Raw genomic sequence first — 13,835 nt, 5'->3', positions numbered from 1 at the left:
GATCAGATCGACATCACGATACGGCCATCAATGGTTCCGGCCCGCATGCGATCAAAGATCGAATTGATGTTTTCCATCGGTTCGGTGGTAAAGTGCGAATGCACCTTGCCATCGCCCGCAAATTCCAATGCTTCCTGAAGGTCGGCGCGCGTGCCGACGATGGAGCCGCGAATGGTTTTGCGCGACAGGACGGTGTCAAAGATATCAAGCTCGAACTTGCCGGGCGGCAGGCCGCACAATGCCATGGTGCCATGACGGCCCAGCATGCCAACACCTTGCGCAAAGGCGGATTTGGAAACGGCCGTTACCAGAACCCCGTTTGCCCCTCCCATCTGTTTTTGCACTTCGGCAACCACATCGGTTTCCTTGGCATTCAGAACCCAATCAGCGCCAAGGTCCTTGGCAAGTTTCAGTTTTTCCGGGCTGATATCAACCGCGATCACCTTCATTCCCATGGCCTTGGCATATTGCACGGCCATGTGACCAAGCCCGCCGACACCGGAAATGACAACGGTTTCACCCGGTTTGCATTCGGTTTCCTTAAGCCCCTTGTAAACCGTGACCCCGGCGCAAAGCACTGGTGCGGCATTGCCAAATTCAAGCGGATCGGGCAGGTGGCCGACATAGTTCGGATCGGCAAGAACATATTCGGCAAACCCGCCATTGACCGAATAACCGGTATTAAGCTGTTCGCCGCAAAGTGTTTCCCAGCCGGTAATGCAATGATGGCAATGCCCGCAGGCCGAATGCAGCCACGGCACACCAACCCGGTCGCCTTCCTTGACCGAGGTCACGCCTTCGCCAACTTCGGCAACGATGCCCACACCTTCATGGCCGGGGATAAAGGGCGGGTTCGGCTTGACCGGCCAGTCGCCTTCGGCAGCGTGAAGATCGGTATGGCAAACGCCGGATGCCGTGATCTTTACAAGAATTTTGCCGGGCGTGACTTTGGGGACGGTGACTTCCTCAATCGACAATGGCTTGCCGAATTCCCGCACAACGGCGGCCTTCATGGTAGCAGGCATGCTCATATCCTCCTTGCGGAATGATTTTATGCCCACCGGTAGCGGGCATGCATTAAGCGCGCAGGAAGGGTATAGGCTGTCGGGGTTCTAAACTTTGCGCTGCATCAAGGAACGGGATAAAAGCTGCCTATTCATCCTCGCCCGGCAGTTCCAGAACATAGTCCTGATAATAATCGGGCGGCATTCCGGCTTCATATCGGGCTTCGTCGTTAAACGGTGGTTTAAGCGGCCCGCGGAAATGTTTGCGCAGCATGTCATGCCATGTCGTGTAATAGGGCAGGCCACGCTGATCGCAGACATATTCATAATATTTACGCCCCGCCGCGACATGGGCGATTTCATCATGGGCGATGATTTTAAGGATGCGCGCACTTTCGGTATCACCATGCGACAGCAACCGTTCAATAGTCGGCGGTGTGGCATCAAGGCCGCGTGCCTCAAATACCATCGGCACCACGGCAAGACGCGGCAGAATGTCATAGGCCGTATCCATCGATGTCTGCCACAGGCCATCATGGGCCGGCAAATCACCATAGGCCGCATCCATTTCGCCCAGACGTTTGTTGATCATCTTGAAATGGCGCGCCTCGTCATCGGCGACCTGAACCCAGGCATCATGAAAATGCTTGGGCATGTCGGCTTCGGGAAAGCGCACGCAAAGATCCCACGCCAGATCAATGGCATTAAGTTCGATATGGGCCAGCGCATGCAGAAGCCCGATACGCCCCTGAACACTGCCCTTTTTGCGTTTGGGCATTTTGTTGGGCGGCAGCAGTTCGGGCTTTGCCGGGCGGCCCGGGCGGTCCGGAAGATCGGTTGATCCAACCTCGGTAATCTCGCCATTGCGCCACATCGCCGCCATTTCGGCTGTGACATCGGCTTTTTCCGTGGCGTCTGCCGTCAGAAGGGCGCGTTTGGCTGCTTCGGCAAGGGTCAGGCGGGACATAGGCTGTTTCCGGAACATGAAGGAATATCGGCATTCTGTGCCATGGGGATCATGGCGGGTCAATCCCGGTATCTCGGTTCTGGTATGATGGCGGTCATGAAAAAGGGCGACCGGAAAAATCACGGCCGCCCTGTCAAACCCGGATATATCGATGATGTCTCAGGTAATGTTGAAGCGCGCCAGTGCTTCGGCCAGATCTTCGCCAAAGGCCGGGCCTTTGCGAATGATTGCCGTGCGGCACGGCAGGTCTTGCAACGATGGGTGGTTCGGCGCATCCGATGTCAGAACCGCGGTCGGGATGCTGCGGGTCTTCGGCATCGCCTGCAACGCATTGGCAACGTCAACACCGCTAAGTTCATCAATGGTTTTGGCAACGATGATGAAATCCGGGCGGGTACGTACAGCAAGCTCGATTGCTTCAAACGAGCTTTGGGTGACTGAACTGCGATAACCGCATGCCGCCAGTTCGCGTTCAAGAATGGCCGACATCGAACGTTGCGGAATGACCAGAAGGGCTTCGACATTCGTCTTTTTAAGCCAGTTCGGGTCAATATCTGGTGCGCGTTTGGATGGCAGTTCACGAACGAATTCGGCGGAATCCGCGCCGCCGCCGGACAGATCGCCAGCCAGCAACCCTTCGATCTTGTCGATAAAGGCCTGAATATCGGCAATTGCGTCTTCGGTCAGTTCACGGCATGTCGTGACATAATCCGCAAGACGGTGGCTGGTCAGATTGACCAATGGCGCATTAACCGACTTGCCCTTGTATCGCAGATTGAAGATTTCACGCTGGATTGATGTCAGGATCGCCGGATCAGCTTTGCTGCGCGCGTTCTGAAGATGGACGCCGATGCTGTCAACGATATCGTTCGCCTCATCGCGAAAATCGGCGAGCATCTGATCGTCAAGATCAATAACATTGTTGTTCATTGGTTTACCCTGCCTTGCCGGTTCCCCGGTCATGCGCCATTCACCAGAAAGTGTAAAATCGATACACTTTATACTCCCATATCCGGATTCTTAGCCCGACAAACAAGGTAAGGCAACAAATTGAATAAGGTTAGGGTTTATTAGGTGATTGAAAACTATCTGTTTTTAATTGTTATAAAAACGAAAAACCGGCCGGATTTTCATCCGACCGGTTCCTATTCGTAAGATTGGGGCGGTAAATTAAAGCGCTTTGACCGCGGCAAGAACCTCGGCGACGTGGTTCTTGACCTTTACCTTGCGCCAGACATTCCGGATCACGCCATCACCATCAATGACGAATGTGCTGCGCTCGATTCCCATGAATTTTTTGCCATACATGCTTTTTTCGGTCCAGGTACCGTAATCCTCGCAGGTCGTGCTGTTTTCATCCGATGCGAGGATAAAGTTCAGGTCATGTTTGGCCTTGAACTTGTCGTGACGGTCGGCACTGTCCTTGGAAATGCCGATGATCTGGGCGTTGACCGCGCTGAAATCGGGTTCGGCATCGCGGAATTCGCACGATTCCGTCGTGCAGCCCGGCGTCATATCCTTGGGATAGAAATAGATCACCACCGGTTTGCCCTTAAGGTCCGATAATTTGACCGAACCGCCGCCGTCGGTCGGCAGGTCGAAATCAGGGGCTTTGTCACCAACATCAAGTGCCATTGTTCTATCCTTGTTCAAAGTTTCACGTCCCTGACCTGCTTCGGAAAGCCATGTCAGGAAGTTTCTCCAGACCGTGCTTGCGAAAATACAAAACCTTATAAGCATTGCAAATTGTTCCGGATCACTCTGCTCATTCCGAACGGGGCGGAAGTTTTTCGGCCGGTTCGGTAATCAGACGATCATAGATCGCCTTGATCCGGCCCGCTGTTTCGTCAAGCTTGGCCTGAAGGGCATCGAAATCATCGCATTGCCCGGCGCGTGCGAGCATACGGCGCAAGTCGGTGCTGGCATTTGCGGGATCAAACGGCCCTTCGGTCGTCAGGCGCAGCATCGCCTGCAACGCCAGCCAGAATGACCCGGCATTTGCAAGGAAGGTTGCTTCTTCGGCCTCCAGTATCCCGGCGGATGACAGGTTTTTGAAAACCTCGCGCGTGGTGGGTGACAGGATTTCGGGATGGGTATGGGCATGTGCCAGTTGCAGATATTGCGCAATGAATTCCAGATCAACCAACCCGCCGCGCCGCATCTTGATCGCCCAGGGATGATTATCCCCCTTGCCAGCATCCATACGGTTGCGCATGTCATAAACATCGCGCAGCAGGTCATCGGGGTTGCGCGTTTTCTGCAACACCGCATGGGTGGTTGCCATGACCTTGTCACACAGGGCCTGCGGACCATAAACCGGGCGAAGGCGGGTTAGGGCCATATGCTCCCACGTCCATGCTTCGTTAAGCTGATAGGCCTCGAAACTTTTGAAATGGGTGGCAAGCGGCCCCTTGTTGCCACTGGGGCGCAGGCGAAGGTCTGTTTCAAACAGGACCCCTTCGGCGGTTGGTGCCGAAAGCGCATTGATGTAACGCTGGCTTAGCCGGATGTAATAATGGCCGGGGCTAAGCGGCTTTTCGCCATCTGATTCCTCTGCATCTTCCGGCACTTCATAGACAAAGATCATATCAAGATCGGAACCGGGCGAAAGTTCCTGCCCGCCATGTTTGCCAAGCGCAAAGACCGCAAGCCCGCCATCGTCAAACTTGCCATGCTTTTGTGCAAAATCATCGGCGATGCGCGGGAAAAGCGCGCGAATGGCCACATCGGCGACATCGGCCAATGCCCGGCCTGCCTGATGCGGGGTATGGCGGTTCTGGATGGTTTGCACATCGATGCGGAACTTCTGATCATTGGCCCATCGCCGTGCGGTATCAAGCCAGTCTTCAACCATATCCTCGCGCGAAAGAAGGCTGTTGAGTTCCTCAAGCATCGTATCGGCATCGGGCAGTTCGTCGTGGAAGCCCGACATCAGAACGTAATCAAGCACCCCGGCATTGCGCCCCAGATATTTGGCCATGCGCGGTGCCGTACCGGCAATCTGTGCCAGAAGCTCAAGCAGTTCCGGATTTGCCGTCAGCAACGAGAAAAGCTGAACGCCAGCAGGCAGACCTTTGAGGAATTCATCAAAGGCGCGAAACGCCATGTCCGGGTTGGTGGTTTGCGACAATGCCTTTAACAGGGTCGGCATCAGCTCGGTCAGGATTTCACGTGCCCGCCTTGACCGGGTGGCACGATAACGCCCGTGATGCCATCCGCGCACCGTGACCGAAACATTGGTCGGGTTCTCGAACCCCATCTGGCGCAGATTTTCAAGTGTATCCGGATCGTCTTCCGTTCCGGTAAAGACAAGATTGCCGTCGGATGCGACCAGGGGAATGTCATCTTCGAAAAGTTCGGCATAATTGCTTTCGACCTTGCGCAGATGATGCAACAGATCGGTTTTGAAACCATCAAGCGTGGCATAGCCAAGGAAGGTCGCAAGCCCGTGCAGTCCTTCGTCACTGTCGGGCAATGTCTGCGTCTGCTGGTCGTTTGTCATTTGCAAACGATGTTCGACGGTGCGCAAAAACTCATAGGCAACAAGCATTTCGTCGCGAACCTGTTCGGTAATCTGGCCAAATTCGGTCAATTCGCGCAGCGCATCACAGGTCGCCTTGCAGCGCAGCGCAACTTCGCGCCCGCCCCAGATCAATTGCTGGGTCTGGGCGAAAAATTCGATCTCGCGAATGCCGCCGCGGCCAAGCTTGATATTGTGGCCCGGAATCACCACCTTGCTGCCGCCCTTATGGGCGTTGATCTGGCGTTTGATCGAATGAATGTCCTGAATGGCAAGGAAATCAAGATGCTTGCGCCAGACATAAGGGCGCAATATTTCAAGGAATATATCCCCTGATTTTTTGTCGCCTGCAACGATGCGTGCCTTGATCATGGCCGCACGTTCCCAGTTCTGGCCGACCGTCTCGTAATAGGTTTCAGCCGCCAGCATCGACAGGATCGGCGGCGTTGATGCCGGATCGGGGCGCAGGCGCAGATCGGTGCGGAAAACATAGCCGTCGCCCGTGCGTTCTTCCATGATGCGCGTGACATCGCGCACCATCCGCACCAGATCCTGCTGCAAACGGTCAGGGTCGATATAGGTGACGACCTCGTGATCATAAAGGAAGATCAGGTCGATATCGGATGAATAGTTAAGCTCTTTGGCGCCAAGCTTTCCCATGCCAATCGCAAAGATCCCGCAATCGCGCAACGGATCGTCAGGATGGGGCAGGTCGAATTTGCGCTGTCTGGCCGTTGCCGAAAGGCAATGCGCCAAGGCGAATTCAAGGGTGACTTCGGCTGTAGTGCTGATCGCGCTCGTGATTTTATCAAGCGTCCACGCCTTGCAGATATCGGCCATCGCAATAACCAAAGCCGCCCGGCGTTTCGCCTTGCGCACTTCGGCCATGGTGTTTGTCTGATCCAGGGCGCTGGCATTGGCACTTTTGCGCACCGGATCAAGGGCGGCGTCAAAGGCGGCATCAAGTCCCTGATCAAAGGTCAGACAGACGATATCTGGATCGCGCAGGCACAGGTTTGTCAGGTACGGGCTATTGCCATACATTGCCGCCAGAACATCTTTTTTCGGGCTGTTGGCCGCAATGTCGCCAATCTCTTGTGCCAGATGTTCAAAGACGGGACGATCGGCAAGTGCTGACCATCTTTCGAAACCGTTATTGCAGCGATCCGCATCGAAGGGTTTCGGCAGATCAGGTGTAATCCAGGAAAGAGACACTTTTTGCTTTCCTTGTGTTGCTCTTGGACGTCAAACCGGGCTATCCCTTGGCCTGTCGTGCTTTGCAGGGATTTCCAGCATCCGGTCACGGGTAGGACATGACACAGATTGTTTTCTTTGTTCCCGACGATACCAAAAAGGCGACAGGGAAACAGTATCAGTTTACATTTATTAGGTTTTTCGCCATCCGCGAAACTTCATTGGCTTGACGGCGTTATTGCATTGATTGGAAATTCATTCATGGCATCGCAAATTCGGGATCTTTAGGCAGGTGCGTCGCATCAAAATCTTTACCGGCTGGTGTGGGCTGCTTCTTGCAGCCGTGATCCTGTTTGTCGGCGTTTTCCTTGGTGTGCTGGTCTGGCGTATTTCGCAAGGCCCGGTTTCCCTGCATCGTCTCGTGCCTTATGTCGTTGCCGAACTGAATGAAAGCAGCGGCGACACCCGTTTCGATGTCGGCGATATGGTCCTGTTCTGGCGCGGATGGCAGGAACGGTTCGATATCCGATTGCGCGATGTTTCGGTCCGCGACGGTGCGGACAATGAAATGCTGCATGTTCCAGAGGCCGACGTGGTGTTTTCCAGCCGCGCATTGTTTGACGGCGTTCTGGCGCTGCGCGAACTCAACCTAATCGGCCCCAAATTACGCCTTGTGCGCCGTGCCGATGGCAAGATCGATATCGGTTATACCGCGAACGAACAGGCAAGCCGCGAAACCACTGATGTGGTGAAATCTGATACCGCACCTGTGCCTGCGGCAGAAACCGATAGCGCAGATGGCATTGCAGGTACGGCGCCAGCCCAGAACAATCCCGATCAACCCGTCGTAACCATGCCGATGCCAACCGCCTCGGAAAACGCATCGCCCGAACCCGATCAACCGTTAAGCGATGCACAGCGCGGCATCCGCGACGGCAGCAGTGCCATGCGCGAAATCGTTGCGATCCTGTCGGGCGAGGCTGCCGATTTTCCGGCAGCAGCCTATTTTGAATCGTTCGGGGTGTTTGGCGCGGATCTTCAAGTACGTGATGAGGCACTTGATATCGTCTGGTCTGCGCCGTCTGCCGATATTCGACTGTCGCGCAAACCCATGGGCATCCACGCCGATGTGACGATGAAGGTCAATGCCGGGACGGTATCGACCGATGTGAATGTCACCGCCGAATATGACAGCCGGATCGAAGAAATCGATATGGTGGTCGATCTGGGCGAGGTCGTTCCATCACAACTGACCAGCATTTCTGATATGTTTGCCGATCTGGCCGGGATCAAGGTGCCGGTAACCGGGCGTGTCACCGCAAAACTTGGCGCGGATGGCAGCGTGATCGAACTTGGCACCGATCTTGATCTTGGTGTCGGGCGGGTTGATTTTCCCGCCCCGATGACTGCGACCTATCATGTCACCGGTGGCAAGGCCGGCATGAGCTTCGTACCCGGTCGGCTCAGCTTTGATGACGTCCGGATCGAAGCCGGGGAAACCGCCGTAGTGCTTAAGGGTGTTGCGTTAAACCCGCTTGGCCAGTGGGCCATCGATATTACCGCGACGGCAACCGATGTGCGGACCAATGACCTGCCGCAATTGTGGCCTGAAACCATTGGTGATAACGCGCGCACCTGGGTGGTCGAAAACCTGACAGAGGGCATCGTCCATCAGGCCGAACTGCGCACCAAACTGCATCAGGACGAAACCGGTAATATCGTCGTCGATCATCTGGACGGCGAAATGAACATGACCGGTGTCACCGTGCATTACCTTGGCGATATGCCATCGGTTCTCGGCGCGGGCGGACGGGCGGAGTTTGACCAATCGAGTTTCAGCATTTTCGTTAATGAAGGCGAAGCCGACGGGATCGTGGTTGACGAGGCAACGCTTGTCTTCTCGCAGCTTGATACCGACAGCGAAATGGCCGATTTCGAAATCGTCGCCCATGGCGGGGCACGCAATGCGCTTGAAATGATCGACGAAGAACCGCTTGGTTTCGCAACCAAGCTTGGCATCAACCCCGCACAGGTCGAAGGCGAACAGGCAACCCGCGTCAAGCTGCATTTCCCGTTGCTCAAGGACCTGACATTCGATGATGTCGAAGTCGCTGCCGCCTCGCGTATCGAAAAGGCGGCGATTACCGATGCGTTCCGTGAACTTGATCTTTCCGATGGCACCTTTGAATTGCAGGTCAATACCAAGGGCCTCGAACTGTCGGGCGAGGCCGCGATTGGCAATGGACGAACCGACATCAAATGGGTCGAAAGCTTTGCCGACGATACCCCGGTCATCAGCCACTATGATCTTGAAGGCGATCTTGATCTTGCCGCACTGGCACAGGTCGGCTTTGCCGCCGATCCCTATGCAAGCGGTGTCGCCACCGGCAAGGTCGCCATCGAACATCTGCGCAGCCGCGATGTCGTGATCAAGGCACAAACCAGCCTGTCTGCCGCCGACATTAAGCTTGATATGGTCGATTATCACAAAACACCGGGGCAGGATGCCAGCCTTGCGTTTGACCTGACCGTCAAGGCCAATGGGGCGGGCGAAATCCGGTCGTTTGATCTGATGGCGCCTGAACTGGTCGCCAAGGCCAAGGGGCGCTGGCGCGGCGACAGCCCGATTGCAGATAAGTTCACCATCAATCTTAATGATACCCGGTTCCGCGAAAACCTTGCCGTATCCGGGGCCATCACGGTTGATCAGGGGGGCAAGCTTCTGGTCGATCTCAAGGGCAAGCAGTTTGATCTGCGTTCCTTTGTCGAGGATACCCCAAAGGACGGCGCGCAAAAATCGGCCAGCCCGGCGGCGGATTTCGATGCGATGGATATCCGGCTCGAAGCCTCGGAATTTCTGATCAAGGGGGACCGTCCTGTTCTACGCGATGGATCGATCCTGCTGAACCAGACCGGCGAAAACCGCGAGGTTGAAATCGCCGCCCGTCAGGCCGATGCGCAGCCATGGATCGCCGATGACGATGCGCCGCGTGAACCCGGCCCCGTCGAAAGCCCCAATAGTGGCGGCATCGGACAGAATGCCTCGCGCGTTGGCGGGAAGACCGATATCTTCCTGTCGATCGATCAGGTGATCATGGCCAATTCCGAATTGCTTGGCGATCTTGAAGGGTCCATTCACGTCGTTGGCGATGAATGGGACGGACTGGTTCTGAACGGCACCTTGGGGGATCGGTCAAATGTCTTTGTTCAGGTCGAACGCAAGGATGCGAAAACGCGAAATGTCCGCCTGACCAGCGAAGATGCCGGCAAGTTCCTGCGGGCGGTGGATTTGTACCAGAATCTTCTGGGGGGCGCGCTTTCCATCGAGGGCACGGTTGATGATAGCACCTGGTCGCAACCTTTCACCGGCAAGGTCAATATCACAGCTTTCCGGGCGGTGAATGCACCGCTTGCCGCCCGTGTTCTGGGCGCGGCATCGCTTACCGGTCTTGCCGATGTGCTGGGCGGAAACGGCATTGCCTTTGACGAGCTTAATGGCGATTTCACCTATGCCAATGATGTGCTCGCGCTCAGCAAATTTGCCGCCAACGGCTCGGCGGTTGGCGTGACCAGCAATGGCTCGATTGACATGGCAAAGGCCGAAATCCGGCTGGCGGGGTCAATCGTTCCGATCTATGCGCTTAATTCCGCCCTTGGTGCGATCCCGCTTCTGGGGGATTTGCTGGTGGGCGAGGAAGGCGGCGGTATTTTCGCCCCGACCTACACCATCGAAGGCGCGCTTGATGACCCCGAAGTAACGGTCAATCCGTTATCGACCTTTGTGCCGGGCGTGTTCCGCAATCTGATAACCGGCGCTGAACCGGGATGAAATAAAGAAAGGCCCCGGACGCATACCCGGGGCCTTTGATGTTCAATCCGATAAAACCGGGTGGCTGGATCAAACCGGCTTGATCAGAACGTGGCGTTTTTTACCCGCCGAAAGCTTGATCACGCCGTCAGAATTGACCGAATCACCGCCAATGACGATGTTTTCGTCATCGATTTTCTCGTCATTGATCTTGGCACCACCCCCCTTGATCAGGCGGCGCGCTTCGCCCCCCGATTTGGCAAGGTCGGCACGGCGGAACAGATCGAACGCCGCGATACCCGCATCAATTTCCGATTTCGGAACTTCGACAGTCGGCAGATCGTCGGCCAGAATACCTTCCTCGAATGTCTTGCGCGCGGTTTCTGCTGCCGCAAGGGCGGCTTCCTCACCACGGCACAGCTTGACCGCTTCGAATGCCAGGATTTTCTTGGCTTCGTTGATCTCGGCCCCTTCGAACTTCTCATATTCGGCAATCTGTTCAAGCGACAGCTCGGTGAACAGACGCATGAATTTGATGACGTCCGCGTCTTCGCTGTTGCGCCAGAACTGGTAATAGTCATAGGCCGAAAGGCGTTCCTCGTTCAGCCACACCGCACCCGATGCCGTCTTGCCCATCTTCGCACCTGATGCGGTGGTCATAAGCGGCGTGGTCAGGCCAAACAGCGCACTGTCATCAACGCGACGGCCAAGCTCGACACCATTGACGATATTGCCCCACTGGTCCGAACCGCCCATCTGAAGGACGCAGCCATATTTGCGCTGCAGTTCGACAAAGTCATAGGCCTGCAGGATCATGTAGTTGAATTCAAGGAAGCTCAGCGACTGTTCACGTTCCAGACGCAGCTTGACGGAATCAAAGCTCAGCATCCGGTTGACCGAGAAATGACGCCCGAAATCACGCAGGAATTCGATGTAATTGATTTTATCGAGCCAGTCGGCGTTATTGACCATGACCGCATCGGTCGGGCCATCGCCAAAGGTCAGGAACTGCTGAAACACCTTCTTGATCCCGGCCATATTGGCGGCAATGATTTCATCGCTCAGAACCGGGCGGGCATCATCACGGCCGGTCGGATCGCCAACGCGGGTCGTGCCGCCGCCCATCAGGACAATCGGCTTATGGCCGGTTTTCTGCAACCAGCGCAGCATCATGATCGAAACAAGCGACCCGACATGCAGGCTGTCTGCGGTGCAATCATAGCCCACATAGCACACCACCTTTTTTTCTGACGCGTAGGCATCAAGCCCTTCAAGATCAGTACATTGGTGGATGTAACCGCGGTCATTCATGACGCGGAGAAAATCAGACTTCAGTTCAGTCATGGTTTTTGCGCTATGTTGGTTGTGAGTGTAAAAATACGAGCGCCCCAAAGGGCGGAGGCGATGATCTAGCACAGAAAATATCCCCTCGGCAACGCATCGACGCCCTGTTTGCAATACAGGGTAACGATTTCGCGATAAATCGGGCTTAATCTGCGCTCTTGCGGCACTGACAAACGCAAAAACGCATACGGGAATGGAGTACAAAATGACAACCGGCTGGATCAAGGCCATCGGCATGATGAGCGGCACATCCCTTGACGGGGTGGATGCGGCATTGATTGAAACCGACGGTGTCGAAGTCCGGCGCACCGGTCATGCCGTTTTCGTGCCGTATAGCCCCGACTTACGCGAACGCATGCGCGGCTGTTTTGGCAATCGCAGTGCCACCAATACCGAACATGTCGTGGCCGATGATCTGACGCTGGTGCATGTGGGTGCCGTTAACATGTTGCTGGATCGTGCGGCGATTTCCGCATCCGAAATCGGTGTGATTGGGTTTCACGGTCAGACCGTGTTCCATGAACCGGCATCGGGGATCACGCGCCAGATCGGAACCCCCGATATGCTGGCCGAAAAAACTGGCATTCCGGTTGTTGCCGATTTCCGGCTGGCCGATGTTGCCGCCGGGGGCGAAGGCGCGCCTTTGGCCCCGGTTTATCATGCCGCCCTGATGAAAAGTGCCGGTGTTGATATGCCGGTCGCGGTTCTGAATATCGGCGGCGTTTCCAATGTCACATGGATCGGTGCCGATGAAGAACTGCTGGCCTTTGATTGCGGGCCGGGCAATGCACGGATTGATGACTGGATGTTGCGCCATACCGGCAATCCGGTTGACCTGAATGGTGCAACTGCCGCATCCGGCCTGCCAGACCCGATGATCGAGGTCAAATTCCTCGAAGACCCGTATTTCGACCGCATCCCGCCCAAATCGCTTGATCGCGAAGATATGGCATCGCGTATTGATGGGCTGGTGGCAGAGGCAAAGCTGGGCGTTGCCGACGGGGCGGCAACACTGGCGCAATGCACCGTGGCGGCGGTTGTTGCCGGGGTAAATCACCTGCCGGCCGCCCCCCTGCAATGGTTTGTCTGCGGCGGCGGGCGTCACAATGATTATCTGATGGCACATTTGAATGATCGGCTGGGTGTACCAGTACGATCCGTTGACGATCTGGACTGGGACGGCGATGCGGTTGAAGCCGAATGCTTCGGCTATCTTGCGGTCCGTCATCTTTGCGATCTGCCGCTCAGTTTTCCCGGCACAACCGGCGTTCCCGAACCATGCCGGGGCGGAAAGCTCTATCACAGCAAAAAGGCCGCCTGATCAGGCGGCCTTTGGTCTTTTTGTCAGGCTGGCAGTGCCTACGCGCTGCGCTTGTCCAGATAAGCAGCCGTATGCTTGATCACGTCGTCCTGCTGCTTGGCAAAGTAATGATCGGCACCTTCGATGACGCACATATCAACTTCGATGCCTTTCTGGGCATTCAGCTTGTCGGCAAGCTTGTTGACAGACGCCAGCGGGATGTTGGTGTCGTGCGACCCGTGGATCATGATGCCCGATGACGGGCAGGGGGCCAGGAAGGTGAAATCATAGTCGCTGGCCGGGGCGGCAACCGAAATGAAACCGTCGATTTCCGGGCGGCGCATCAAAAGCTGCATGCCGATCCACGAACCGAACGAATAGCCCGCAACCCAGGTTGCGCGCGCATTGGCGTTATAGGTCTGCATCCAGTCAAGGGCGGATGCCGCATCCGACAATTCACCAATTCCCTGATCATAGACGCCCTGCGAGCGTCCGACACCGCGGAAATTGAAACGCATGACCGAATAGCCGCGATCCTTGAACATGTTGAACATGTTAAAGCACAGCTTGTTGTTCATCGTGCCGCCCTGCTGGGGGTGCGGATGAAGAATAAGGGCAATGGGCGAATCGTCTGCGCCATTGTGGTGATAGCGACCTTCAAGGCGGCCTTCAGGGCCGTTAAAAATGACCTCAGGCAT

General features: G+C 55.8%; 9 protein-coding genes. 2 read left to right on the top strand and 7 right to left on the bottom strand.

Features of this window, described 5'->3' with window-relative positions; translation table 11 throughout:
• Nucleotides 1-2: 2 nt before the first annotated feature.
• The 5 genes from adhP to TH468_RS11925 all read right to left on the bottom strand — a co-directional run bounded on the left by adhP (nucleotide 3) and on the right by TH468_RS11925 (nucleotide 6,706).
• Nucleotides 3-1,025 carry an alcohol dehydrogenase AdhP gene (adhP, locus tag TH468_RS11945; protein WP_007090270.1) on the bottom strand — a complete coding sequence of 341 codons (1,023 nt, stop codon included), beginning with the start codon at nucleotides 1,023-1,025 and terminating at the stop codon, nucleotides 3-5.
• A gap of 127 nt (nucleotides 1,026-1,152) precedes the next feature.
• Nucleotides 1,153-1,971 carry a ferritin-like domain-containing protein gene (locus TH468_RS11940; protein ID WP_007090269.1) on the bottom strand — a complete coding sequence of 273 codons (819 nt, stop codon included), beginning with the start codon at nucleotides 1,969-1,971 and terminating at the stop codon, nucleotides 1,153-1,155.
• A gap of 159 nt (nucleotides 1,972-2,130) precedes the next feature.
• Nucleotides 2,131-2,901, bottom strand: a complete 771-nt coding sequence (locus tag TH468_RS11935; RefSeq protein ID WP_085644741.1) for a hypothetical protein — start codon at nucleotides 2,899-2,901, stop codon at nucleotides 2,131-2,133.
• Between the two features lie 240 nt (nucleotides 2,902-3,141).
• Nucleotides 3,142-3,606 carry a thioredoxin-dependent thiol peroxidase gene (bcp, locus tag TH468_RS11930; protein WP_085644392.1) on the bottom strand — a complete coding sequence of 155 codons (465 nt, stop codon included), beginning with the start codon at nucleotides 3,604-3,606 and terminating at the stop codon, nucleotides 3,142-3,144.
• A 130-nt stretch (nucleotides 3,607-3,736) separates the two neighbouring features.
• Entirely contained in the window at nucleotides 3,737-6,706 is a 2,970-nt protein-coding gene (locus TH468_RS11925) for a bifunctional [glutamine synthetase] adenylyltransferase/[glutamine synthetase]-adenylyl-L-tyrosine phosphorylase (RefSeq protein ID WP_085644390.1), read from the bottom strand.
• A 271-nt stretch (nucleotides 6,707-6,977) separates the two neighbouring features.
• Here TH468_RS11925 and TH468_RS11920 point away from each other — a divergent pair, with 271 nt between their 5' ends.
• On the top strand, nucleotides 6,978-10,514 hold the full coding sequence (locus tag TH468_RS11920; protein ID WP_085644739.1) for an AsmA-like C-terminal domain-containing protein: 3,537 nt from the start codon (nucleotides 6,978-6,980) through the stop codon (nucleotides 10,512-10,514).
• A gap of 69 nt (nucleotides 10,515-10,583) precedes the next feature.
• Here TH468_RS11920 and tyrS read toward each other — a convergent pair whose 3' ends face one another.
• On the bottom strand, nucleotides 10,584-11,837 hold the full coding sequence (tyrS, locus tag TH468_RS11915) for a tyrosine--tRNA ligase (RefSeq protein WP_085644388.1): 1,254 nt from the start codon (nucleotides 11,835-11,837) through the stop codon (nucleotides 10,584-10,586).
• A gap of 205 nt (nucleotides 11,838-12,042) precedes the next feature.
• On the opposite strand from tyrS, the gene TH468_RS11910 reads away from it, so the two are divergent.
• Nucleotides 12,043-13,158, top strand: a complete 1,116-nt coding sequence (locus tag TH468_RS11910) for an anhydro-N-acetylmuramic acid kinase (RefSeq protein ID WP_085644386.1) — start codon at nucleotides 12,043-12,045, stop codon at nucleotides 13,156-13,158.
• Nucleotides 13,159-13,196: 38 nt separating this feature from the next.
• Here TH468_RS11910 and TH468_RS11905 read toward each other — a convergent pair whose 3' ends face one another.
• Nucleotides 13,197-13,835 (bottom strand): alpha/beta hydrolase, encoded by a 639-nt coding sequence (locus TH468_RS11905; protein ID WP_007091931.1) that lies wholly within the window; start codon nucleotides 13,833-13,835, stop codon nucleotides 13,197-13,199.

The organism is Thalassospira sp. MCCC 1A03138 (assembly GCF_002115785.1).
Taxonomy (GTDB): Bacteria; Pseudomonadota; Alphaproteobacteria; order Rhodospirillales; family Thalassospiraceae; genus Thalassospira.
The sequence above is the reverse complement of the archived record's forward strand: the minus strand, read 5'-3'. Positions and strand labels throughout refer to the sequence as shown.